This is a genomic window from Streptococcus sp. 27098_8_74 (assembly GCF_041431705.1).
GTDB lineage: Bacteria > Bacillota > Bacilli > Lactobacillales > Streptococcaceae > Streptococcus > Streptococcus salivarius_E.
The window spans coordinates 1-23,701 of sequence record NZ_JAPVYF010000016.1; the positions used below are offsets into that span (position 1 = coordinate 1).

General features: G+C 41.0%; 25 protein-coding genes. 22 read left to right on the forward strand and 3 right to left on the reverse strand.

Going from position 1 to position 23,701, the window contains the following annotated elements:
• The 18 genes from O3670_RS07355 to O3670_RS07440 all read left to right on the forward strand — a co-directional run.
• On the forward strand, positions 1-643 hold a 643-nt coding region (locus O3670_RS07355), incomplete at its 5' end, for an alpha/beta fold hydrolase (protein ID WP_371595936.1).
• A 147-nt stretch (positions 644-790) separates the two neighbouring features.
• On the forward strand, positions 791-1,645 hold the full coding sequence (locus O3670_RS07360) for a bifunctional methylenetetrahydrofolate dehydrogenase/methenyltetrahydrofolate cyclohydrolase (protein WP_175057474.1): 855 nt from the start codon (positions 791-793) through the stop codon (positions 1,643-1,645).
• Between the two features lie 3 nt (positions 1,646-1,648).
• Positions 1,649-2,485 (forward strand): NAD(P)H-hydrate dehydratase, encoded by an 837-nt coding sequence (locus O3670_RS07365; protein ID WP_175057475.1) that lies wholly within the window; start codon positions 1,649-1,651, stop codon positions 2,483-2,485.
• A 121-nt stretch (positions 2,486-2,606) separates the two neighbouring features.
• Positions 2,607-4,721: a penicillin-binding protein PBP2B gene (gene pbp2b, locus O3670_RS07370; protein ID WP_037604008.1), complete on the forward strand. Its 2,115-nt coding sequence runs from the start codon at positions 2,607-2,609 to the stop codon at positions 4,719-4,721.
• A 140-nt stretch (positions 4,722-4,861) separates the two neighbouring features.
• Positions 4,862-5,458: a recombination mediator RecR gene (recR, locus tag O3670_RS07375; protein ID WP_002889030.1), complete on the forward strand. Its 597-nt coding sequence runs from the start codon at positions 4,862-4,864 to the stop codon at positions 5,456-5,458.
• Positions 5,459-5,561: 103 nt separating this feature from the next.
• On the forward strand, positions 5,562-6,401 hold the full coding sequence (gene licT / locus O3670_RS07380) for a BglG family transcription antiterminator LicT (RefSeq protein ID WP_371595951.1): 840 nt from the start codon (positions 5,562-5,564) through the stop codon (positions 6,399-6,401).
• A 217-nt stretch (positions 6,402-6,618) separates the two neighbouring features.
• A complete protein-coding gene (ybeY, locus tag O3670_RS07385; RefSeq protein WP_002886021.1) occupies positions 6,619-7,116 on the forward strand; it encodes an rRNA maturation RNase YbeY in 498 nt (165 codons plus the stop codon).
• Complete coding sequence (locus tag O3670_RS07390) at positions 7,097-7,501, forward strand: diacylglycerol kinase family protein (protein WP_002890438.1); 405 nt, start codon at positions 7,097-7,099, stop codon at positions 7,499-7,501. Before ybeY ends, O3670_RS07390 begins: the two co-directional genes overlap by 20 nt.
• 22 nt (positions 7,502-7,523) lie before the next feature.
• Positions 7,524-8,423, forward strand: coding sequence for a GTPase Era (gene era, locus O3670_RS07395; protein ID WP_175057476.1), 900 nt, complete (start codon positions 7,524-7,526; stop codon positions 8,421-8,423).
• Between the two features lie 44 nt (positions 8,424-8,467).
• On the forward strand, positions 8,468-9,289 hold the full coding sequence (gene mutM, locus O3670_RS07400; protein ID WP_175057477.1) for a DNA-formamidopyrimidine glycosylase: 822 nt from the start codon (positions 8,468-8,470) through the stop codon (positions 9,287-9,289).
• Entirely contained in the window at positions 9,286-9,879 is a 594-nt protein-coding gene (coaE, locus tag O3670_RS07405; protein ID WP_371595937.1) for a dephospho-CoA kinase, read from the forward strand. Before mutM ends, coaE begins: the two co-directional genes overlap by 4 nt.
• Positions 9,880-9,929: 50 nt before the next feature.
• Positions 9,930-11,153, forward strand: a complete 1,224-nt coding sequence (locus tag O3670_RS07410; protein ID WP_371595938.1) for a multidrug efflux MFS transporter — start codon at positions 9,930-9,932, stop codon at positions 11,151-11,153.
• Entirely contained in the window at positions 11,143-11,289 is a 147-nt protein-coding gene (rpmG, locus tag O3670_RS07415; protein ID WP_002890443.1) for a 50S ribosomal protein L33, read from the forward strand. Before O3670_RS07410 ends, rpmG begins: the two co-directional genes overlap by 11 nt.
• A gap of 45 nt (positions 11,290-11,334) precedes the next feature.
• Positions 11,335-11,571 carry a preprotein translocase subunit SecG gene (gene secG / locus O3670_RS07420; protein WP_002886135.1) on the forward strand — a complete coding sequence of 79 codons (237 nt, stop codon included), beginning with the start codon at positions 11,335-11,337 and terminating at the stop codon, positions 11,569-11,571.
• Between the two features lie 62 nt (positions 11,572-11,633).
• Positions 11,634-14,087: a ribonuclease R gene (gene rnr, locus O3670_RS07425; RefSeq protein WP_064520748.1), complete on the forward strand. Its 2,454-nt coding sequence runs from the start codon at positions 11,634-11,636 to the stop codon at positions 14,085-14,087.
• Between the two features lie 21 nt (positions 14,088-14,108).
• The gene (smpB, locus tag O3670_RS07430; protein ID WP_049546182.1) at positions 14,109-14,573 is read left to right on the forward strand and encodes an SsrA-binding protein SmpB; all 465 of its coding nucleotides are present in this window, start codon (positions 14,109-14,111) and stop codon (positions 14,571-14,573) included.
• A gap of 146 nt (positions 14,574-14,719) precedes the next feature.
• A complete protein-coding gene (locus tag O3670_RS07435) occupies positions 14,720-16,126 on the forward strand; it encodes a Cof-type HAD-IIB family hydrolase (protein ID WP_049546183.1) in 1,407 nt (468 codons plus the stop codon).
• A 1-nt stretch (position 16,127) separates the two neighbouring features.
• Positions 16,128-16,496 (forward strand): S1 RNA-binding domain-containing protein, encoded by a 369-nt coding sequence (locus O3670_RS07440; protein ID WP_002886108.1) that lies wholly within the window; start codon positions 16,128-16,130, stop codon positions 16,494-16,496.
• A 96-nt stretch (positions 16,497-16,592) separates the two neighbouring features.
• Here O3670_RS07440 and O3670_RS07445 read toward each other — a convergent pair whose 3' ends face one another.
• Positions 16,593-17,675: a M24 family metallopeptidase gene (locus O3670_RS07445; RefSeq protein ID WP_037597586.1), complete on the reverse strand. Its 1,083-nt coding sequence runs from the start codon at positions 17,673-17,675 to the stop codon at positions 16,593-16,595.
• Positions 17,676-17,988: 313 nt separating this feature from the next.
• Between O3670_RS07445 and ccpA the strand changes: the two genes are divergently transcribed.
• The 3 genes from ccpA to O3670_RS07460 all read left to right on the forward strand — a co-directional run bounded on the left by ccpA (position 17,989) and on the right by O3670_RS07460 (position 21,247).
• Complete coding sequence (gene ccpA / locus O3670_RS07450; protein WP_002890449.1) at positions 17,989-18,990, forward strand: catabolite control protein A; 1,002 nt, start codon at positions 17,989-17,991, stop codon at positions 18,988-18,990.
• A gap of 61 nt (positions 18,991-19,051) precedes the next feature.
• Entirely contained in the window at positions 19,052-20,119 is a 1,068-nt protein-coding gene (locus O3670_RS07455; protein ID WP_371595939.1) for an MmcQ/YjbR family DNA-binding protein, read from the forward strand.
• A gap of 12 nt (positions 20,120-20,131) precedes the next feature.
• Positions 20,132-21,247, forward strand: a complete 1,116-nt coding sequence (locus O3670_RS07460; RefSeq protein WP_371595941.1) for a glycerate kinase — start codon at positions 20,132-20,134, stop codon at positions 21,245-21,247.
• Between the two features lie 30 nt (positions 21,248-21,277).
• Here the strand turns inward: O3670_RS07460 and O3670_RS07465 are convergent, their stop codons facing one another.
• A complete protein-coding gene (locus O3670_RS07465; RefSeq protein ID WP_048790536.1) occupies positions 21,278-21,733 on the reverse strand; it encodes a YueI family protein in 456 nt (151 codons plus the stop codon).
• 205 nt (positions 21,734-21,938) lie between these two features.
• Between O3670_RS07465 and eno the strand changes: the two genes are divergently transcribed.
• Positions 21,939-23,243: a surface-displayed alpha-enolase gene (eno, locus tag O3670_RS07470; RefSeq protein ID WP_002886048.1), complete on the forward strand. Its 1,305-nt coding sequence runs from the start codon at positions 21,939-21,941 to the stop codon at positions 23,241-23,243.
• A 148-nt stretch (positions 23,244-23,391) separates the two neighbouring features.
• Here eno and O3670_RS07475 read toward each other — a convergent pair whose 3' ends face one another.
• Entirely contained in the window at positions 23,392-23,577 is a 186-nt protein-coding gene (locus tag O3670_RS07475; RefSeq protein ID WP_002890454.1) for a hypothetical protein, read from the reverse strand.
• Between the last annotated feature and the right edge of the window lie 124 nt (positions 23,578-23,701).

Sequence of the window (23,701 nt, forward strand, 5' to 3'; positions counted from 1 at the left end):
TTATCAAGAGTGCCTAGCTAAAGTTGGGACTGTTACCTTGCAGGACTATCGAGATGATTTAGTGGCTTTGATTGAAAGTCTAGACCAACCACCACTCATTTTGGGGCACTCTTTAGGCTGTCTGGTGGCTCAAATGGTTGCTGAAAAGACAGAAGTTGCTGGTATGATTCTCATGGGACCTGCTCCGACAGCAGATATTTATGCCTTTTATCCAACCATGTTAGCTTGTTTTGGCAAACACTTTTTACGCTGGGGTTTTTGGAAAAAAGCCATGCCCCCTTATAAAAAGGAGTTTTTCAAGTATTGCATGAATGAACAAGAGGAAGCTTTGAAAGAGGAAGTTTTTGCTAATCTGGTTCCTGAATCAGGAAAAGTTTATACTCAGATGGCTCTTCATTGCTTTGATAAGACAAAGGCAGCTTATGTGGACTTTAGTAACATTTTATGTCCTGTTCTCGTCATTTCAGGAACCAAGGATAAGATGACTCATCCTAATATTGCTAGAAGAACAGCTAAGAACTACCGTGATTCTGTTCTCGTTTCCTTAACAGGTGCAGATCACATGTATGAAAGTGGCAAATACCAGCAGAAGACCTTGAAGGTTATTAAGGGTTGGAGTCAGCAAAATGGTTTTGTGGATTAGTCACGAAAGATAATCAGAAGAAGTTGGAAGGCAATTCCAGCTTTTTTAGCTTTCATTTGAAACGTCTTTTTGAAAATTTAGAAAATTTAGTCACAAAGAGTCCTCACTATGGTATAATTGAAAAAAAGTATGTATTGGAGAACACCCATGGCGATAATAATGGATGGTAAGGCCCTAGCTGTTAAAATGCAGGATCAATTGCAAGAAAAGGTAGCACGTCTAAAAGAAAAGGAATGGATTGTGCCAGGACTAGTGGTAATTATGGTTGGAGACAACCCAGCTAGTCAAGTTTATGTGCGTAATAAGGAACGTGCTGCTAAAAAGGCTGGCTTCCATAGTCAGACGGTCAATCTTTCTGAGAGTATTAGTGAGGAAGAGTTGATTGAAGTTATTGAGCGCTATAATCAGGATCCGCTTTTCCATGGTATCTTGGTTCAGTTGCCACTGCCGAATCATATTAATGAAATGCGTATTCTTTTGGCTATTGATCCTAAAAAAGATGTCGATGGTTTCCATCCTATGAATACTGGTAATCTTTGGAATGGTCGCCGTCAAATGGTTCCTTGTACACCGGCTGGGATTATGGAAATCCTTCGTGAGTACAATGTTGAATTGGAAGGTAAGACAGCAGTTATTATCGGACGTAGTAATATTGTTGGTAAACCTATGGCTCAGCTTCTTCTAGAAAAGAATGCAACAGTTACCTTGACCCACTCACGAACACCGAATTTGGCTAAGGTTTGTAGCAAGGCAGATGTCTTGATTGTAGCTATTGGACGTGCAAAATTTGTAACAGAAGACTATGTCAAAGAAGGTGCTGTTGTCATTGATGTGGGAATCAACCGTGATGAAGAAGGCAAACTTTGTGGTGACGTTGATTTTGATCAAGTGAAAGATAAGGTTGGCATGATCACGCCTGTTCCAGGTGGTGTAGGCCCTATGACTATTACTATGCTGATGGAACAGACCTATCAAGCTGCTCTTCGTAGTGCGAAAGGATAGTTTATGAAAGTTGATGACGATTTAGCTAGGCAAGTGATAACACCTCGCTTGAGAGAGTCTCACAAGGGTTCTTACGGTCGAGTGCTTTTAGTTGGTGGGCTTTATCCTTATGGTGGTGCCATCATTATGGCTGCCATAGTTTGTGTCAATAGTGGGGCAGGCTTGGTCACAGTGGCTACGGATCGTGAAAATATCACAGCCCTCCATGCTCATCTCCCTGAAGCCATGGCTTTTGACCTTAGAGAGACTGAAAGATTTCTTGAGAATCTTAGGGCAGCTGATGTGGTATTAATCGGTTCTGGCCTAGGTGAAGATGGTGTAGCTAGTCAGGCTATGGACTTGGTGCTGGCAAATATTAGGGCAGATCAAAATTTGGTTGTTGATGGTTCAGCTCTCAATCTTTTGGCTAAGAAGAATAAGAAGAGCTTACCAGATTGTCACCTTACTCTCACCCCACATCAAAAAGAATGGGAACGCTTGTCTGGTTTAAGGATTCCAGAGCAGACCGTTTCCAACACTCAAAAAGCCTTGGGAGAGTTCCGAGCTGGGACAATCCTGGTTGCCAAGAGTCATAAGACGGCTGTCTATCAGGGTGAAAAAGTAGCTTATTTAGAAGTTGGTGGGCCTTATCAAGCCACAGGAGGAATGGGAGATACCTTGGCTGGTATGATTACTGGTTTTCTGGCCCAGTTTTCTTCAATTGATCGCTATAAGGCTGTCACAGTAGCTACCTGGCTTCACTCAGCTATCGCTGATGATCTGGCTAAAAATGCCTATGTGGTTTTGCCGACACATATCAGTAAAGCCATTCCTAGCTGGATGAAAAAGTTGTCAATATAATCTAAAAAACGTGTCTTATATTGAGGCGAGTTTTTTTAGATTTCGACATTTTTTTAAGATTGCTGAAGCTTATTTGTGATAAAATAAAAGAGAATTTTTATGAGAACATAGAGGAAAAAAAGTGACATCATTTTCGAAAAAACTCAGTCAAAAATGGGAAAAACGGCGCCAAAAACAAAAAGAAAAACGAGCGAACAAACCTAGAAAGCCAGTAAACATTTCACGTCGTGTTTACTTGCTTTTTGGTGTAGTCTTTGTCCTTTTTTTGTTACTTTTTGCACGTTTGACCTATATGCAGGTTTATAACAAATCGTTTTATACTAAGAAATTAGAGGATAATTCTAAGTATACGGTTAGGATTGCAAGTGAACGTGGGCAAATCTTTGATGCTAAGGGGGTCGCTCTTACGACCAACCAGAGTAAGGACGTTATCACCTTTACACGTAGCAATTTGGTGTCATCAGATACTATGAAGAAGGTCGCTGAAAAGTTAGCGACCATGGTAACACTAACGGAGACGAAGGTAACAGCACGCCAGAAACGCGATTTCTATCTAGCGGATTCTGCCACCTACAAACGTGTGGTTAATGATCTTCCAAAGGACAAGAAAACAGATAAGTTTGGTAATAAATTAGCTGAAGCTACTATTTACAACAATGCTGTTGATGCCGTTCCTGATGAAGCAGTGGATTACACTGAGGATGAGCTTAAGATTGTCTACATTTACTCACAGATGAATGCTGTTTCTAATTTCTCAACAGTCACATTGAAAACAGGAGACTTGACGCCTGAACAAATTGCGATTGTAGCAGCTAAACAGAAGGAACTTAATGGTATTACGGTTGCTAAGGATTGGGAGCGTCATACGGTTGATTCAGCCTTGTCTCCTCTCATCGGGAAAGTCTCAAGTTCAGAAGCAGGTTTGCCACAAGAAGATGCTAAGGAATACCTCAAAAAAGGTTATGCCCTTAATGACCGTGTAGGAACTTCTTATCTAGAAAAAGAATATGAGGAGAAGCTACAAGGGAAACATACTGTTCGTGAGATTACAGTAGACAAGGAAGGCGAAGTTGCTAGTGATAAAATCACTCAAAAGGGAAGTAAGGGTAACAATCTGCAGTTGACCATCGACCTTGATTTCCAAAAGGGAGTTGAAGATATCCTAGGTCAACAGCTTTCTTCAGAGATTTCAGAGAACAAAGCTACCTATTCTGAAGGAATGTATGCCGTTGTTATGAATGCTGAAACTGGTGCTGTACTTGCCATGGCGGGGCAAAAACATGAACAAGGAGCACAAGATTTTAAAGCAAATGCCTTAGGAACAATCACTGATGTCTTTATTCCAGGATCTGTTGTTAAGGGAGCAACCCTAACTGCTGGTTGGCGTTCAGGTGCCATCTATGGGAATCAGGTCTTGACTGACCAACCAATCAACATTGCTGGTTCAGCCTCGATTACGTCTTGGTTTACAGATCAAGGTAGCCGTCCTATTACCGCGACACAGGCTCTAGAATATTCATCAAATACCTATATGGTGCAGATTGCAATCAAACTACTTGGCCAACAGTATGTTCCAGGCATGGCCTTGTCGACTGACAATATGGATAAGGCCATGACGACACTTCGTGATACCTACGCTGATTTTGGTATGGGGGTATCTACAGGACTTGATTTGCCTGGAGAATCAGAAGGGTACATTTCTAAGAATTACAATGTAGCCAACGTTTTGACAGAGGCCTTTGGTCAGTACGATTCTTATACAACCATTCAGCTGGCTCAGTATGTTGCTTCAATTGCAAATGGTGGTAAACGTGTAGCACCTCATATTGTGGGAGGTATTTATGATGCTGGTACTAATGGTAGCTTAGGAGCTCTAGCTTCAACGGTAGATACACGTGTATTAAATACCTTACCTCTTGATTCTGAGCAGATGGGGATTATCCAACAAGGCTTTAATGATGTCGTTAATTCTGGTTCTAGCCTTGCGACTGGTAAAGCTATGGCAAGTTCTATCATTCCAATTAGTGGTAAAACAGGGACAGCCGAAACCTATACGACAGACAGCTCAGGTAACACAGTAAAAACATATAATCTTAATGCCGTAGCCTATGCGACCGCCAAAGATGGTACGAAGTTGGCTGTTGGAATCATGTACCCACATGTTCTTGATTGGAAGAGTAAAAGCCCCCAAGTTGCAGTCAAAGCTATCATGGAACTTTATCAAAATACTCACTAAATATGAAAATCTCTCGTGCCTTGCACGAGGGATTTTTCTGTGATATAGTGTTTGAGTATTTGTTCTTGGGTAAAGACATATCCATGACAGTGACAAAAGATAAGTGATGGATAAAAAAATATAAAGAACAGGAGGCCTTCATGCTTTATCCTACTCCAATTGCGAAGCTGATTGATAGTTTTTCAAAACTCCCTGGAATTGGGGCTAAAACAGCGACACGCCTAGCTTTTTATACCATTAGTATGTCTGATGAAGATGTCAACGATTTCGCAAAAAACCTCTTGGCAGCAAAACGTGAATTGACTTATTGTTCGGTCTGTGGTCGTTTGACAGATGATGATCCATGTAACATTTGTACCGATGAAACTAGAGACCGTACTAAGATTTTGGTTGTTGAAGACTCCAAAGATGTTTCAGCTATGGAAAAGATTCAGGAATACCGTGGTCTCTACCATGTGCTTCAAGGGCTTATTTCCCCTATGAATGGTGTTGGGCCAGACGATATTAACCTGAAAAGTTTGATTACCCGTCTTATGGATAGCGAGGTTGACGAGGTTATCATTGCTACTAATGCAACAGCAGATGGTGAGGCAACATCTATGTATATTTCACGTGTCCTTAAACCTGCAGGAATCAAGGTGACTCGTTTAGCGCGTGGTTTGGCAGTCGGTTCTGACATTGAGTATGCTGATGAAGTGACCTTGCTAAGAGCTATCGAAAATCGAACAGAACTATAAGTAAGAAGTGTTGGTCAGGCCAGCACTTTTAGTTTGTAGTAAGTAGGTTTCTCATTAAAAATTTGGTAAAACAAAGTAAGCGCTTTTATAACGAGGAATCATGATGAAGATTGAAAAGGTTTTAAACAACAATGTTATCCAAGCTTTGGATAATAATGTGGAATACATTGTCATGGGTAAGGGACTAGGTTTTCAAAAGAAGGTCGGAGACCTTGTTGATAAGGAAAAGATTGAAAAGACTTTTGTTTTGGAAAATACAGAGGTAGTAGAGGAATGGTCTCGTGTTTATGTCAATTTACCTGATGGTGAAATGCAGGTCTTTTTGAATATCCTTACTTTTGCTGAGGCTGTCTTGCAAACCAAGTTTAATCCCTCTTTTTTCATCGCCCTTGCCGATCACCTACATTATGCTATTGAAAGAAGTAGAGAGGGTGTTTCTTTGCAGAATCCTTTGGCTTGGGAGGTTCGAAAATTTTATCCTCGGGAGTATGAAATTGGGAAACAAGCCCTTCGTTTGATTGCCAAGGATTTAGAAGTTCAGTTAGAAGATGATGAGGCTGCCTCTGTCGCCTTACATTTTGTTAATGCACAAAAAGATGCGGGTCTCCATGAAAAAGACCGACAGATGACTCAAATTGTGGTTGGAATTAGTGACATTGTCCGTCTTCATTTTGGTTATGATTTGGATGAGGATAGTTTCTCGTATAACCGTTTTATGACACATCTCCAATACCTAGCACAACGTATTGTGAGCGGAGTTAGTGGTGGCAAGAATGATGCTTTCCTTTACGAACAAGTTAAGATAAATTATCCGGAGTCCTTTATCTGTACCCAAAAGATTGCTACCTATATCAAGACAAGTTATGCCTTTGATCTAAGTTTAGACGAACAAGTCTTTTTAACCATTCACATTCAACGTCTTAAGGATAATTTAGATAAGTAAGCGATTCCCAGAGAGGTCCTACAAAAAGCAGACAATTAGCCTTAAGTCTGCTTTTTCTGTGTCCTTATGGTATAATGAAGTGATTAATATTAGACCAAAAATACTCTGGGCTAGTATTCTAGGTATTTGAGTATTTGTATAAAAAAGCTAATGAGTTAGTGAAAGGAAGCGAGCGGTTCTATGCTTGAAGTGAGCATAGCCGTTCCTAAAGTATCTTATGTATATTGAAATGATTGATGAGACTGGACAAGTCTCTGAGAAATTAAAAGAACAAACCTTGGAGTTGCTAGATTTTGCAGCACAAAGACTTGGCAAGGAAGACAAGGAAATGGCGGTCACATTTGTAACCAACGAACGTAGCCACGAGCTAAACCTGGAATATCGTGATACGGACCGTCCAACGGATGTTATTAGTTTGGAGTATAAGCCTGAATTAGACATTAGCTTTGATGAGGAAGAGTTGGCTGAAAATCCTGAATTAGCTGAAATGATGGGAGAGTTTGATAGTTATATCGGTGAACTCTTTATTTCTGTTGATAAGGCTCATGAGCAAGCTGAGGATTATGGTCATAGTTTCGAGCGTGAGATGGGCTTCTTGGCTGTTCACGGTTTTCTTCACATCAATGGCTACGACCATTACACCCCAGAAGAAGAAGCGGAAATGTTTGGATTACAGGAAGAAATTTTGACTGCTTATGGACTTACGCGACAATAACCCACAAAAAAAGTGGAAAAATAGAGAATTTACAGCTAGTTTTGAGTTTGCTCTGACAGGAATAATAACGGCTTTTAAAGAAGAACGCAATATGCGCAAGCACTTGGTTTCAGCTATCTTGGTGGTATTGGCTGGCTTGATTTTCCGTGTGTCTGCGACAGAATGGCTCTTTCTTTTGATGGCAGTTTTTCTCGTAATTGCCCTAGAGATTGTTAATTCTGCCATTGAAAATGTTGTCGATTTAGCTAGTAATTATCACTTTTCGATGCTAGCCAAAAATGCCAAGGATATGGCCGCTGGAGCTGTTTTAGTGGTTTCTTGTTATGCAGTCATTACGGGGATGATTGTTTTCATACCTAAAATTTGGCACTTAATTTTCAATTAAAACGAAGTAGGAAAGAAGTTATATGACATTTAAATCAGGATTTGTGGCTATTCTCGGCCGTCCTAATGTAGGAAAATCAACGTTTTTGAACCATGTTATGGGGCAAAAGATTGCTATCATGAGTGATAAGGCTCAAACAACCCGCAATAAAATTATGGGCATTTACACAACCGATAAGGAACAGATTGTCTTTATCGATACCCCAGGGATTCACAAGCCTAAGACGGCTCTTGGGGATTTTATGGTGGAATCTGCTTATTCAACCCTTCGTGAGGTTGATACAGTCCTCTTTATGGTACCAGCGGATGAGCCTCGTGGTAAGGGTGATAATATGATTATCGAACGCCTCAAACAAGCTAAAGTTCCAGTTATCTTGGTAATCAATAAGATTGACAAGGTCCATCCAGATCAGCTCCTAGAGCAGATTGAGGATTTCCGTACACAAATGGATTTCAAGGAGATTATTCCGATATCTGCCCTCCAAGGAAACAACGTTTCTCATCTTGTGGATGTCTTGAGTGATAACCTTGAGGAAGGGTTCCAATATTTCCCAGCGGACCAAATCACCGACCACCCAGAGCGTTTCTTGGTATCGGAGATGATTCGTGAAAAAGTCCTTCAGTTGACACGTGAAGAAATTCCACACTCTGTTGCGGTTGTCATTGATGAGATGAAGCGTGATGAAGAGACGGATAAGATTCACATTCGTGCGACAATCATGGTTGAGCGTGACAGCCAAAAAGGCATTGTCATTGGTAAACAAGGTTCCATGCTCAAGAAGATTGGTACCCTTGCCCGTAAAGATATTGAAGTCATGCTTGGGGACAAGGTCTTCCTTGAAACCTGGGTTAAGGTTAAGAAAAATTGGCGTGATAAAAAACTTGATTTGGCCGATTTTGGTTACAATGAAAAAGAATATTAAAAAGCTGGGCACTTGCTCGGCTTTCTTGCTAGAAGGAGGAGCAGATGCCTGAGTTACCTGAGGTAGAAACTGTTAGACGAGGGTTAGAAAGATTGGTAGTAGGTCGGACTATTTTGTCGCTTGAGGTTAAGGTCCCGAAAATGATAAAGACCTCCTACGATAGTTTTCTGAATGACTTACCTGGTCAAACTATTCAAGCCATGCGACGTAGAGGCAAGTACTTGATTTTTGACCTTGGACAATTGATTCTGATTTCCCACTTGCGCATGGAAGGAAAATACCTCTTGTTTACAGATCAGGTTCCTGTTAATAAGCATTTCCATCTTTTCTTTACCTTAAATGATGGCTCGACTCTTGTTTATCAGGATGTCCGCAAGTTTGGGACCTTTGATTTATTGGCTAAAAATCAAGAGGACGCTTATTTTACAAAGAAAAAGCTTGGTCCTGAGCCTACTAAGAAGGCTTTTAAATATGCTCCGTTTGAGAGAGCCTTGATGACCTCTGCCAAGCCTATTAAAAGTCTCCTTTTGGAGCAGAAATTAGTGGCTGGTCTAGGCAACATCTATGTTGATGAGGTGCTTTGGGCAGCCAAGGTTCATCCTGAGACGCCAGCAAAGAAACTCAGCAAGGCAGCCATGAAACGGGTCCATGATCAAACGATTGCTATTTTACAGCTAGGAATTGAAAAAGGTGGCTCAACTATAAGGACTTATCGTAATGCCCTTGGTGAAGATGGGACCATGCAGAACTATTTACAGGTTTACGGAAAGACGGGACAGCCTTGTCCACGCTGCGCAAGCACAATTGAGAAAATCAAGTTAGGAGGGAGAGGAACACATTTGTGTCCTCATTGTCAGAAACAATGATTATTGGGTTAACAGGTGGTATTGCTTCAGGAAAATCTACTGTTGTTGAAATGATTAAAGAGGCAGGTTACAAGGTCATTGACGCTGATCAGCTTGTACACGACATGCAGGCCCAAGGGGGCCGTTTGTACCGTGCCTTACTTGATTGGTTGGGAGAGGGGATTCTCCTTTCTAATGGAGAATTGAATCGTCCTAAACTAGGGCAACTGATTTTTTCCAATGAGGAGATGAGACAGCGGTCTGCTGATATTCAAGGGACAATTATTCGAGAGGAACTAGCAGCTCAGAGGGATCGTTTGGCCAAGGAAGAAGATGTTTTTTTCATGGATATTCCCTTGCTTATTGAGAATGGGTATCAGGACTGGTTTGATCAGATTTGGTTGGTGGCAGTGTCACCGGAGATCCAGTGCCAACGCTTGATGAAACGTAATCACTTAAGTTCAAAGGAAGCTAGTATGCGTATCGCTAGCCAGATGTCTTTAGCTGAGAAAATGCCCTATGCCAGCTTGGTTCTTGATAATAACGGTAGTCTCGATGATTTGAAGAAAAAGGTTAAGAGTGCAATAAATGATTTAACGAGCTCCTCATAGCTAGCCATTGTGATATAATGGATAGTGAATTTTAGAAAGAAGATGATTATTTGCGCCAAAAAGAGCTTAAAAGTACTGATTGGCAACGTAACCTTAAAATTGCATGGATAGGAACCTTTTTTACTGGAGCTAGTTTCTCCATTGTTATGCCTTTCATGGCCCTCTACATTGAGGAACTTGGTGTTAAAGGAGATATGGTCGAATGGTATGCTGGCTTGTCTGTTGCCATCTCTGCCTTAGCCTCTGCCTTGGTTTCTCCTGTTTGGGGACGCCTGGCTGACCGTTATGGTCGAAAGCCCATGATGATCAGGGCAAGTATGGTGATGACTTTTACAATGGGAGGTCTTGCCTTAGTCCCAAATGTTTTCTGGCTACTTTTCTTGAGAACGCTGAATGGTTTGTTTGCGGGCTATGTCCCAAATGCCACAGCATTAATTGCTAGTCAGGTTCCTCAGAACCGTTCTGGCTATGCCTTGGGGACCTTGTCTACGGGTCTAACGGCAGGTGTTCTGATTGGCCCTTTGTTAGGTGGTACCTTGTCTGAGGCGTTTGGTATGAGAGGGACCTTTTTATTGGTGGGCCTTATTCTATTTATCTGCTGCCTCTTAACTATTTTTGGCTTGCGAGAGGATTTCCAGCCTGTCGAAAAGGGAGAGATGATGACCCTTTCTCAGGTTTTTGCAAGAATTCCCAGCAAATCTATGTTGATTGGCCTTTTTGTGACCAGTATGATTATTCAGATTTCTGCCCAATCGATTGCACCTATGTTGGCCCTTTACATTCGTTATTTAGGTCAGAGGGAAAATATCCTTTTTTACTCAGGGTTAATTGTTTCTGCTATGGGCTTTTCTAGTCTCTTAAGTATCCCTTATCTGGGAAAATTGGGAGACCGTATTGGGAATCATCGCTTGCTTTTAATGGGGCTATTTTATAGCTTTCTCTTGTATTTCCTCTGTGGTTTTGCCGGTTCAGCCTTGCAACTGGGTATCTTACGCTTTGCCTATGGCTTCGGTGTAGGTGCTCTTATGCCTAGTGTCAATTCTTTATTGACCAAGATGACACCCAAGGAAGGAATCTCAAGAATATTTAGCTTTAATCAAAGCTTTTCATATATTGGACAGGTTTTAGGTCCCTTTGTTGGGTCAGCAGTTGCGACAGGTCTAGGTTATCGCTGGGTCTTCTTTGTGACTGCAATGATTGTCTTTGGAAATTTTGTCTGGTCCTTAATCATCTTTAGAAAATTGCTAGGAGTCAAGAATATAGGTGAGAGTTAAAATCAATTTAAAGTGTAGTGAATGTGGGAGCATCAACTATCTCACAAGTAAAAATAAACAGAATCATCCTGAGAAAATTCAGGTACCCAAATTCTGCCCTAAGGATAGAAAAGTAACCTTACATGTTGAATCTTAAAGGGTTCTATGGTAGAATAAAAAGGACTTTTTCGGAGGAATAACTATGTACGACTTATTATTAACGCTGCTCTTGGTGATGTCAGCTATTATTGTGATTGCGGTATTCATGCAGCCACAAAAGAATCCAAGTAGCAATGTCTTTGATGGTGGTGGGTCAGAAGCACTATTTGAACGTAGTAAACCACGTGGTTTTGAAGCCTTTATGCAACGCTTTACAGGAATCATGGTTTTTCTATGGATTGTAGATGCAATCGTCCTTTCCATTCTCTCAAGTAAGTAATGAGCTGACTGAGGTTGGCTCATTTTTTGCGTTATAGTCAATAAATAAAAGAAAAGGAAATCATGAAAGAATCTATTATAAATTATTTGAAGGAGCATGGGAAATCCAGTGTAAACGACATTGCCCAGGCTCTTAATCATGCTGGGGGAGAAAAGTTTCCTCAGCTCATCAAGGCCATATCAGCCATGGAAAGTAAGGGGCAGTTGCGTTTTAATCGAGATGGCTCTGTTTCCTTGCGTCCTAAGAAAGAAAATCCAAATCAGGTGACTGTTGAAGGTGTTTTCCGTGCCAATAAGAACGGTTTTGGTTTCTTGCATGTCGATGACAGTGAAGATGATATGTTCATTGGTCGTAATGATGTTGGCCATGCCATTGATGGTGATACTGTTGCTGTTGTTATCAAGAAGCCAGCGGATCGTTTGCGTGGGACAGCAGCGGAAGCACGAGTTGTTGAAATTGTAGAACGTTCGCTTAAGACTGTTGTAGGGAAATTTATCCTTAGCGACGAGAAAGAACCTTATGCTGGTTACATTAAGTCTAAAAATCAAAAAATTCAGCAGCCAATTTATATTAAGAAAGAACCAGTTGCCCTAGACGGTACTGAAATTATCAAGGTTGATATTGAAAAATACCCTAACCGTCACTATGATTATTTCGTAGGAAGTGTTCGTGACATTATTGGTCATCAAGGGGATGCTGGTATTGATGTCTTGGAAGTCTTAGAATCAATGGATATTGTTTCAGAGTTCCCAGAGGATGTCATGGCGGAAGCAGAAGCTGTACCAGATGCACCTAGTCAGGAAGACCTCCTTGGTCGTGTTGACCTTCGTCAAGAGGTAACCTTTACTATTGATGGAGCTGATGCGAAGGACTTGGATGATGCGGTCCATATTAAACGTTTGCCAAATGGTAATTTTGAGCTTGGTGTTCATATTGCTGATGTGTCCTACTATGTCACTGAAGGTTCAGCTCTTAACCGTGAGGCCGTAGCACGTGGGACTTCGGTTTATGTGACAGACCGTGTGGTGCCAATGTTGCCTGAGCGTCTTTCAAATGGTATTTGTTCACTAAATCCCAATGTTGATCGCTTGACTCAGTCAGCCATTATGGAGATTACTCCAAAAGGTAAGGTGGTTAATCATAAGATTTGCCAATCTGTGATTAATACAACCTTCCGTATGACCTACAGTGATGTCAATGAGATGTTGGCTGGAAATCCAGAAAAGATTGGGCAGTTTAAGCCAATCATGGACTCTGTATCAGCTATGGCAGAACTGCATAAGATTTTAGAAGACATGCGTGAGCGTCGTGGTGCCCTTAACTTTGATACATCTGAAGCTCGTATCTTGGTAAATGAGAAGGGGATGCCAGTGGATATCGTGGTGCGTGAACGTGGAACAGCTGAGCGAATGATTGAATCCTTCATGTTGGCTGCCAATGAATGTGTGGCAGAGCATTTCGCTAAGGCTAAGTTGCCATTTATTTATCGAATCCACGAGGAACCAAAAGCTGAGAAATTGCAACGCTTCATGGATTATGCCTCTATCTTTGGTGTTCAAATCAAAGGAACTGCCAATAAGATGGATCAACTAGACTTGCAAGAGTTCATGGCGCGAGTTCAAGGCAAACCCGGAGCAGAGGTCATGAACATGATGTTGCTTCGTTCAATGCAACAAGCCCGCTATTCAGAACACAATCATGGGCACTATGGACTTGCGGCTCAGTATTATACCCACTTTACTAGTCCAATCCGTCGTTACCCAGACCTCTTGGTTCACCGAATGATTCGTGAGTACACTAACAATATGTCTCAAGAAACACGTGAACATTTTGAAGAGGTTATTCCTGAGTTAGCGACATCATCTTCAACCCTTGAACGCCGTGCCATTGATGCCGAACGTGTCGTTGAAGCGATGAAAAAAGCGGAATACATGGAAGAGTTTGTTGGTCAAGAATTCGACGGTATTGTTGGAAGTGTGGTTAAATTCGGTATGTTTGTGGAATTGCCAAACACCATCGAAGGTTTGGTTCACATCACCACCCTTCCAGAATTTTACAATTACAATGAACGTACCATGACACTTCAGGGTGAGAAAACTGGTAAGACTTTCCGAGTTGGTCAGCCTATCCGTGTCAAATTAACACGTGCGGATAAGGAAACCGGAGATATTGACTTCCAATACCTTCCAAGCGAGTATGATGTCACTGAAAAAGTAGATCACAAGGCACGTCAGGAACGTGAAGAGAAAGCGAAAGCCTTCCGCAATAGAGGTCCACGTCGTGACCGTCAAAATGGAGACTTCGAACGTCGTGGTAAACGTGGGGATAACCGTAACCGTCAAGATGGTAATGGTCGTAAAGGCTCTTATGACGAAAAACGTAAGTCATCTAAGAAACCAGACAAACGTAAAAATCAAAACCGTCCTCATAATGATAACAAGGGACGTGAGAGTGGTCGTCGTAAGAAAAAAGGGAACAAACCTTTTTACAAGGACGTTGCTAAAAAACGAAAATAGGATGAGAATGGAGGGACTGCTATGCCAAAGGGTGAAGGCAATGTTGTTGCTCAGAATAAAAAGGCTAGACATGACTATAGTATCGTTGATACTATTGAAGCGGGTATCGTACTGACAGGGACAGAGATTAAGTCTGTTCGTGCGGCCCGCATCCAACTTAAAGATGGCTATGCCCAAATCAAAAATGGTGAGGCCTGGTTAATCAATGTCCATATTGCTCCTTTTGAGCAAGGAAATATTTGGAATCAAGATCCAGACCGTACGAGAAAGTTGTTGCTAAAGAAGAAGCAGATCACCAAACTTCAAAATGATCTTAAGGGTACAGGAATGACCCTAGTTCCTCTTAAGGTCTACCTAAAAAACAGTTTTGCCAAGGTATTGCTCGGTATTGCCAAAGGGAAACACGATTACGATAAACGTGAGTCTATCAAGCGTCGTGAACAAGAGCGTGATATTAAACGTATTATCAAGAGTGTTAACCGTTAAACCGCCTATCATCTAAGACTACTATAGTCCTAGATGATTTTTTGTTTTTGGCTTTAAGACATGATATAATGAAAGTACCATTCGGTCTTTAGTTAGGATACTAGCTATACCTGACTCTAGCTGTGATACTGTAAAGGAGATTAGCGATGCCAGTAGATGCTAAAACAAAATACAAGGCCAAGAAGACTAAGATTGTTTTCTTTGACATTGACGACACCCTTCGTGTTAAAAAGACAGGCTACATTCCTGAATCTATTAAGGCTGTTTTCAAAGGGCTTAAAGAAAAAGGAATTTTGACGGGGATTGCCACAGGACGTGGCTACTATGGTGTCGTTGAGGACATTCGAGACCTAGAGCCCGATTATTTTGTAACCATCAATGGAACTTATGTGATTAATCGAAAAGGGGAAGAAATTTATAACCAACCCCTCGCTCGTGAGGTTACAGAAGCTTTTGTTGCTTGGTGCAAAGAGATTGGAATTGCTTGGGGCTTTGCTGGTAAGGATAAGCCAGTTGTCTCAGAGCGTTCAGATTTGATTGATAATGCTATGAAACCGGTCTATGGTCTTTGTGATGTGGAGCCAGACTTTCACTTGTCGAATGATGTTTACCATATGTGGACTTTTGCGGAAAATGATGGTGACCTTGAATTACCAGAAGAACTCGCAGCCCATGTCCGCATGGTACCTTGGCATGAACACTCCTCTGATGTCGTAGCAAATGGTATCTCAAAAGCATCTGGTGTAGAGCAAGTCTTGGAGCATGAAAAACTTAAACCGGTCAATGCTATGATGTTTGGGGATGGTCCAAACGATATGGAAATCTTTGACTATGTTGGCCTTAAGATTGCCATGGGTAATGCCACACCAGAACTGAAAGAAAAAGCAGATTACGTTACAGGAACAATAGAAGAAGATGGCATTTTCAATGCCTTGGAGGAACTCGGATTGGTAGAAAAAAAACTTCATTTCCCACAACTTGACTTGGATACAGTAGAAGGTCCAGTCGCAACAATTAAAACAAATCATGGTAATTTGGTCATCAAACTCTTCCCTGATCATGCACCATTAACAGTTACTAACTTTGTTAATTTGGCCAAGAGTGGCTACTATGATGGTGTGATTTTCCACAGAATTATCAAGGACTTTATGATTCAAGGTGGTGACCCAACTGGTACTGGTATGGGTGGTGAGTCAAGCTTTGGTGGTAGCTTCCAGGACGAATTTTCTGAAGAGCTCTATAACCTCCGTGGTGCGCTTTCTATGGCCAATGCTGGACCAGATACTAATGGTAGCCAGTTCTTCATCGTTCAAACGCCTGAAATTCCTTATGCTAAAAAGGAACTTGAACGTGGTGGTTGGCCAGCACCAATCGCAGAAGCTTATGCTGAAAATGGTGGAACACCTCACCTAGACCGTCGTCACACAGTCTTTGGTCAATTGGTGGATGAAGACTCTTACAAGGTGCTTGATGAGATTGCCAATGTTGAGGTTGGGGCTCAAGATAAGCCACTTGAGGATGTTGTAATTGAAACAGTTGAGGTAGCAGACTAAGATGAAAATTGGAGACAAGCTTAGGGGTGTTATCACAGGCATCAAGCCTTACGGTGCCTTTGTTTCATTGGAAAATGGTACCACAGGCTTGATTCACATCTCAGAGATTAAGACAGGTTATATCGACAACATCTACAATACTCTCAAGGTAGACCAGGAGGTCTTGGTTCAAGTTGTTGATTTTGATGAATTTACACAAAAGGCCAGTCTTTCTTTGAGAACCCTTGAGGAAGAAAAAAATAAAATCCCTCATCGTCATCGTTTCTCTGATAGTCGTTTAAACTATGGCTTTAAACCTTTGGCAGAAGCAATGCCAGGATGGATTGAAGAAGGACTTGACTATCTTAGACAAGAGCATGAGGAAAAATAGCAAAAGCTGACTCTCGATGGGTCAGCTTTTTTGGTGTTTTCGATTTGGCTACAAACAAAAAGGTCTTCAACTTAATTAAAGACCCATGTTTATTAATTAGACATCAAAATAGAGCAATTCTTTTGGTGTGTGTGTGAAGACTTCAAAGCCATCTTTTGTCACATAACCACAGTCCTCGATACGAACACCAACTTTTTCAGGAATGTAAATACCTGGTTCGACTGAGAAGCACATTCCTTCTTCAATGACCATGTCATTTCCTTCCATGATAGAAGGGAATTCATGCACATCCATTCCGATACCGTGTCCGAGGCGGTGGTTGAAGTATTCGCCGTAACCAGCTTTTTCAATAACATTACGTGCTGCAGCATCGACTTCGCTGGCAGTTACACCTGGTTTAATCATATCTAGGGCAGCCTGTTGAGCTTCTAAAGTCAAGTGGTAGATTTCTTTTTTGAAATCATCGGGTTTTCCAACAGCGACTGTTCGCGTCATATCTGAAGCATAGCCATTCACCATACAGCCCAAGTCGAAGAGAAGAAGAGCATCTTTTTCAATTTTGTTGCTTCCAGGAATGCCGTGTGGGTTGGCTGCATTGTTACCAGTCAAGACCATAGTTTCAAAGCTCATTTCATAGCCCAAGCGTTTGATGCCAAATTCGATTTGAGCAATGATATCTGTTTCAGTAACGTCAAGAGAGATATTGTCGAAACCGATATTAACAGCTTTATCAGCATAATCACCGGCCACAATCATTTTTTGAATTTCATCAGCTGACTTGATAACGCGCATTTTTTGAATGAATGGTGTCAAGTTTTCAAAGCGACCATCAAAGACCGTTTGCAATCCTTGGAACTTAGTCACATTGAGATTGTCAAACTCTGCATAAATAATAGGGCTGTCTGTACTTGCTAGGCCAGCCTTGATTTTTTGCCATGGATTTTCAGAGTCTACATAACCAAATACTGGGAAGTCGAGTAAAGCAGAGGCACGTGCAACCTCAAGAGCAGGTACAAAGAGGGCAGGCTCACGATTTTCGTAGACGAAGAGGAACATTTGGCGTTCATGTGGGTCACAATCAAAACCAGTAAGATAATTGACAGTTACAGGATCTGAAACAATAGCTAGCCCTGCTTTATTTTCATTCAAAAAATGACGAATGCGATCAAGTTTAGACATAGAAAAAAACTCCTTTGTATTTCTTACACTCATTCTGTCACTTTTATAAGGAAAATGCAAGCTGTTTTTTTGGCTTTTCATTAAATCATTTACTTTCATTGAGACTTTTTAGGCTAGTTTTGTAAGCGATGGATAGTCTTGGAAACACGAAATGAGAGGCCTTTTTCTGAAATGGCTTTCTTCCTCATAACCACAAAGAAGGAATCCCTTTCATTTTTTTGTAAAAAATCAGTCAAAATAATTGAAAGTGTTTTCAGAATCTGATACAATTAGCGTGAAAGAGTGAGCGTAAAATGAGAAAGGAAGTGTTTTTATGAATACTGATGAAACAATCACTATTTATGACGTTGCGCGTGAGGCAGGCGTTTCGATGGCGACTGTGTCTCGTGTGGTAAATGGAAATAAAAATGTAAAAGAAAACACCCGAAAAAAAGTGCTTGAGGTCATTGATCGTTTGGATTATCGTCCAAATGCGGTTGCACGTGGCTTGGCGAGTAAGAAAACCACTACTGTAGGAGTTGTCATCCCAAATATTGCTAATAGTTATTTTGCTACTTTAGCAAGGGGGATTGATGATATTGCAACGATGTACAAGTACAATATTGTTCTTGCATCTAGTGATGAAAATGACGATCACGAAGTTACCGTGATTAACTCTCTATTTGCCAAACAAGTAGATGGTATCATCTTCATGGGTTACCACTTGACGGAAAAAATTCGTGCAGAATTTTCTCGTACCCGTACTCCGATTGTCCTAGCAGGAACAGTGGACCTCGAGCACCAATTACCGAGCGTTAACATCGACTATAAAGCTGCCGTTGAGGATTCTGTAACACAACTTGCCAAGAATAATGAAAAGGTTGCCTTTGTATCAGGACCACTAATTGATGATATTAATGGCAAGCTCCGTCTAGCTGGTTATAAGGCTGGACTTGAAAAGAATAATTTGCGTTACAATGAAGGTCTTGTCTTTGAAGCCAAATATAGCTATAAAGATGGCTTTGATTTAGCACAACGTGTTTTGAACTCTGGTGCCACTGCTGCCTATGTTGGAGAAGATGAATTGGCTGCAGGTCTCTTGAATGGCCTCTTTGCTGCAGGTAAATCAGTTCCAGAAGACTTCGAAATCATCACAAGCAATGACTCACCAATTACAAGCTACACACGTCCAAACCTTTCTAGTATTAATCATCCTCTCTATGATTTAGGGGCAGTTAGCATGCGTATGTTGACTAAAATCATGAATAAGGAAGAGCTCGAAGAAAAAGATGTTATTCTTAATCACGGTCTTACCTTACGTCAGTCAACAAAATAAAAAAGAGAAGTTGGGACTTAAGTTTGTCTCAACTTCTCTTTTTTAGAAAAAGGGAGAACCAATGACTTTTGAGGATGCTTATTTTAAACAGAAGATCCTAAAACAGGATAGCCTAGAGCCTTTTGGTTTTACAACTACTGAGCAAGGTTACGAGTTCAGAAAAACACTGATAGCTGATGAACTTGAAGCTCGATTGCTTATTGATTTAGAAGGTAAGTTGACGGGACAGGTTGTTGATATCGATCTTGATGAGCCTTATGATATCTTCAGGAGTCCTCAGGCCACTGGAACCTACGTTGGTCAAGTCAGAGAAGCTTATGGAGAACTTCTCTCACAGCTAGCTGATTCTTGTTATGAAAATCAATTGTTCTCATCTCCACAAGCTAATCGTCTAGCTCAGTTTTTAGTTCAAGAATTTTCAGACCAAGCAGACCATCCTTTCGAAAAGGAACCAAGCTATTTGTCCTTTAGGGTTGATGGTAAATGGTATGCCTTGTTTTTTCCTCTTAAGGGAGAAAAACTAGGGCTTGATGGAGAAAAGGCGGATTTAATTTATGATGTGGTTAACCTGAAGGTTAATCAAAAGCAAATGGATAAGCTCTTGAAAATGGAAGGGGTTTTCCCTAGCTACCATATGTCCAAGAAGACCTGGATTAGTCTTGTTTTAGACGAGACATTGTCGGACCAAACCATTATTGAGCTTCTTAGTGACAGTCGCTCCCTAGTGGCCCCCAAACATCTTAGAAAGGCTTTTGAGCCTCATTATTGGATTATCCCGGTAAATTTGAAATACTACGATATTGGAGAGGAGTTCTCCACAAATGAGGAGATTCTTTGGACACAGAAAGCTAGTATGCAAAAGGGAGATTTGGTGGCTATCTATATTACGGCACCTACCAAGGCCATCCGTTACCTCTGTCAGGTTTTAGAAGCGAATATCCCTAATCAAGGTTATCGTGAAGAGGCGAGTATTAAGGAGTTGATGCGGATTAAACCCTTATACACCTTTAATGACACCGAATTTGACAGTGATAGACTAAAGAGTTTAGGGATCAAAACTGTTCGAGGTCCAAGACATATGACAGATGAGTTAGTTCAGTCCTTATTCCCTTACCTAAAAGAAAAATAGAAGGAGGACATCATGCGAATTTTGATTGCACCTGATTCCTTTAAGGAAAGTTTGTCTGCAAAAGAGGTCGCCTTAGCTCTTAAATTGGGCTTTGAAAAGGCCTTACCCGACACTGAATTTGACCTCATGCCAATAGGTGATGGTGGCGAGGGCACCTTAGATGCTCTTGCTGAAAATCTAAATCTTGAGAAGAAAAGTATCAAGATTCCTCATACCTATACAAGTGATGGAAGTGTTTCTTTTGCCAGCAATGGCCAGACTGCCGTTTTTGAAATGGCTGCGATTTGTGGCTTGGGACAGATTCCTAAGGATAAACGAAATCCTCTAGCTCTAACGACACAAGGCGTGGGTGAAGTAATTGTTCATTTGGTTCAATCTGGCATCCGAGATTTTATCATAGGCGTAGGTGGGTCTGCTACCAATGATGGTGGTATTGGTATGGCATATGGATTGGGTTATCGTTTTTATGACTCTCAGGGACAGGAGCTTGAGCCAATAGGTGCTAATCTTGGTCTTATTAAAAAGGTATCCTCTAAAAATAAGATTGATTTGTCTGGTGTTACTATTCATCTGATTACTGACGTAGATAATCCCTTGTGTGGTCAAGATGGAGCGACCTATATTTTTGGTGGACAAAAAGGCCTAGCTCCTTCACAATTTAAAAAGGTTGACCAAGACATGACACAATTCTACGAAAACTTTGCTCCTGAGGTTTTAAAACTGGCTGGTTCAGGAGCCGGAGGAGGCATGGCAGCGGGTTTAGTAGCTTTTGCAGGCGCAGAAATTAAATCAGGGATTGACTTTGTACTTGATTGCGTTGATTTTGATCAACGTGTGAAGGAAGTTGATTTGGTCATAGTTGGTGAAGGACGTATGGATAGCCAGTCCTTGTCTGGTAAAGCACCGGTCTGGGTGGCTAGGCGGACACCATCAGCTATTCCCGTCATTGCTATCTGTGGTAGTTTGAAGGATGACTTGCCTGATTTTCCAGTAGCAGGTATCTCAGCTGCTTTCCCTATCATTGGACAAGTATTAGAGTTAGACCAAGTTTTAGCTACCGCTAAGGAGAATCTCTATCGCACAGGACTCAATATTGGGAATGTCATCAAGCTCAGTAAAACATTGTGATATAAGAAAAAGCTGACTTTGCATCAGCTTTTATTTTCCAAATAGTTTAGCAAAAAATCCCTTTTTTTCAAGGATAGGTTCAGTTTCACTAGGAGTAAGGATATCAGGATAGAGCTCTGAAAATAACACTTTATCAAGATTCTCTGCATGATTACTATGTACGATAAGACCGTATGGTGAATGGGCCTTGGCCTCGTCAACGATAGTTGCAGAAATATTTAGTGCTTGAGCGGTCTTGATATAGGTAAATTGTGTCTGGTCGGCTAATTTTGGCGAAAGTTTGAGACTAAGATTAGGGTAAACGGCTAATAAGTCTTTTAATATTTGCGGAAAATTGTCAATTACAGTTTTCTTTTCGGTATTTTCCAATAGAACAGCTAGGACTACACGTTCCGCATAGGTTCCAAAATACTGACGAAGTTCATCGGGATTTAGGCGTTTTTCGCCACTAGCGCATTGGAGCACTTTGTTTTCAAGTGAAGTCATAGGAATCTCCTCTTAGTTTTCTACTTGTATTATACAATATTTTGAATTCCTTTTCATTTGAGTTGCTTTCTGAGATTTTCAAAAACAATTGAAAATATTAAAAAATAGAAAATCGCTAGAAAATTCTGGTTTTAATTTGCTTAAGCCTTGATATTATGGTAATATATAGGTGTAAAAAATTTTAACTCATAAGGAGAGTATTGTAATGTCAATTATTACTGATGTTTACGCACGCGAAGTCCTTGACTCACGCGGTAACCCAACACTTGAAGTAGAAGTTTACACTGAATCTGGTGCATTCGGTCGCGGTATGGTTCCTTCAGGAGCTTCAACTGGTGAACACGAAGCAGTAGAACTTCGTGATGGTGACAAAGCTCGTTACGGTGGTCTTGGTACTCAAAAAGCAGTTGATAACGTAAACAACGTTATTGCTGAACACATCATCGGATTCGACGTACGTGATCAACAAGGTATTGACCGCGCAATGATCGCTCTTGACGGTACTCCAAACAAAGGTAAACTTGGTGCCAACGCTATTCTTGGTGTGTCTATCGCTGTAGCACGCGCAGCTGCTGACTACCTTGAAGTTCCACTTTATAGCTACCTTGGCGGATTCAACACTAAAGTTCTTCCAACTCCAATGATGAACATCATCAACGGTGGTTCTCACTCAGACGCTCCAATCGCTTTCCAAGAATTCATGATTGTACCTGCTGGTGCACCAACATTCAAAGAAGCTCTTCGTTGGGGTGCTGAAATCTTCCACGCACTTAAGAAAATCCTTAAAGAACGTGGACTTGAAACAGCCGTAGGTGACGAAGGTGGTTTTGCACCTCGTTTCGACGGAACTGAAGATGGTGTTGAAACTATCATCAAAGCTATCGAAGCTGCTGGATATGTACCAGGTAAAGACGTATTTATCGGATTTGACTGTGCATCATCTGAATTCTACGATGCAGAACGTAAAGTTTACGACTACACTAAATTTGAAGGTGAAGGCGCTGCTGTTCGTACTGCTGCAGAACAAATCGACTACCTTGAAGAATTGGTTAACAAATACCCAATCATCACTATCGAAGATGGTATGGACGAAAACGACTGGGACGGTTGGAAAGCTCTTACTGAACGTCTTGGTGGTAAAGTTCAATTGGTTGGTGACGACTTCTTCGTAACTAACACAGCTTACCTTGAAAAAGGTATTGCAGAACACGCTGCTAACTCAATCCTTATCAAAGTTAACCAAATCGGTACTTTGACTGAAACTTTCGACGCTATCGAAATGGCGAAAGAAGCTGGATACACAGCAGTAGTATCACACCGTTCAGGTGAAACTGAAGATTCAACAATCGCTGATATCGCAGTTGCAACTAACGCTGGTCAAATCAAGACAGGTTCATTGTCACGTACTGACCGTATCGCTAAATACAACCAATTGCTTCGTATCGAAGACCAACTTGGTGAAGTTGCAGAATACCGTGGTTTGAAATCATTCTACAACTTGAAAAAATAATTCTATAGTCATATAGAATAAAAGAGGTTCCTTAGGAATCTCTTTTTTGTGTTTCTAAAGAATCTTAGATTGTGTTATGCATTGTCTCTAAATAGAAACTCTACACATAAAAAGTCCCCTCAATCAATAGGATTGAGGGGACTTCGTCTTAGAATAGACCTTTAATCTTGTCTAGAGCTCCACTAACCATTTCGTTACCTGAAACAAGTGACTTAGCTTGGTCAAAGTATTCGCCCAAATCATCTTTATTGTCATCGACAAACTTTTTAGCAGCTTCGAAATCTTTCTTTTCGATCATTTCTTTTACTTGGTTAAATAGGTCCATTGGATTCATATCTGTTCTCCTTTATAAGTTTTCTTACAAACTCTATTTAATCACGCTTATAGTAAACTAGCAAGAAATATGTTTGAGGCGAGTGCTATGAGGATTATGATTTTCTAGTTAAGTACGATTGATA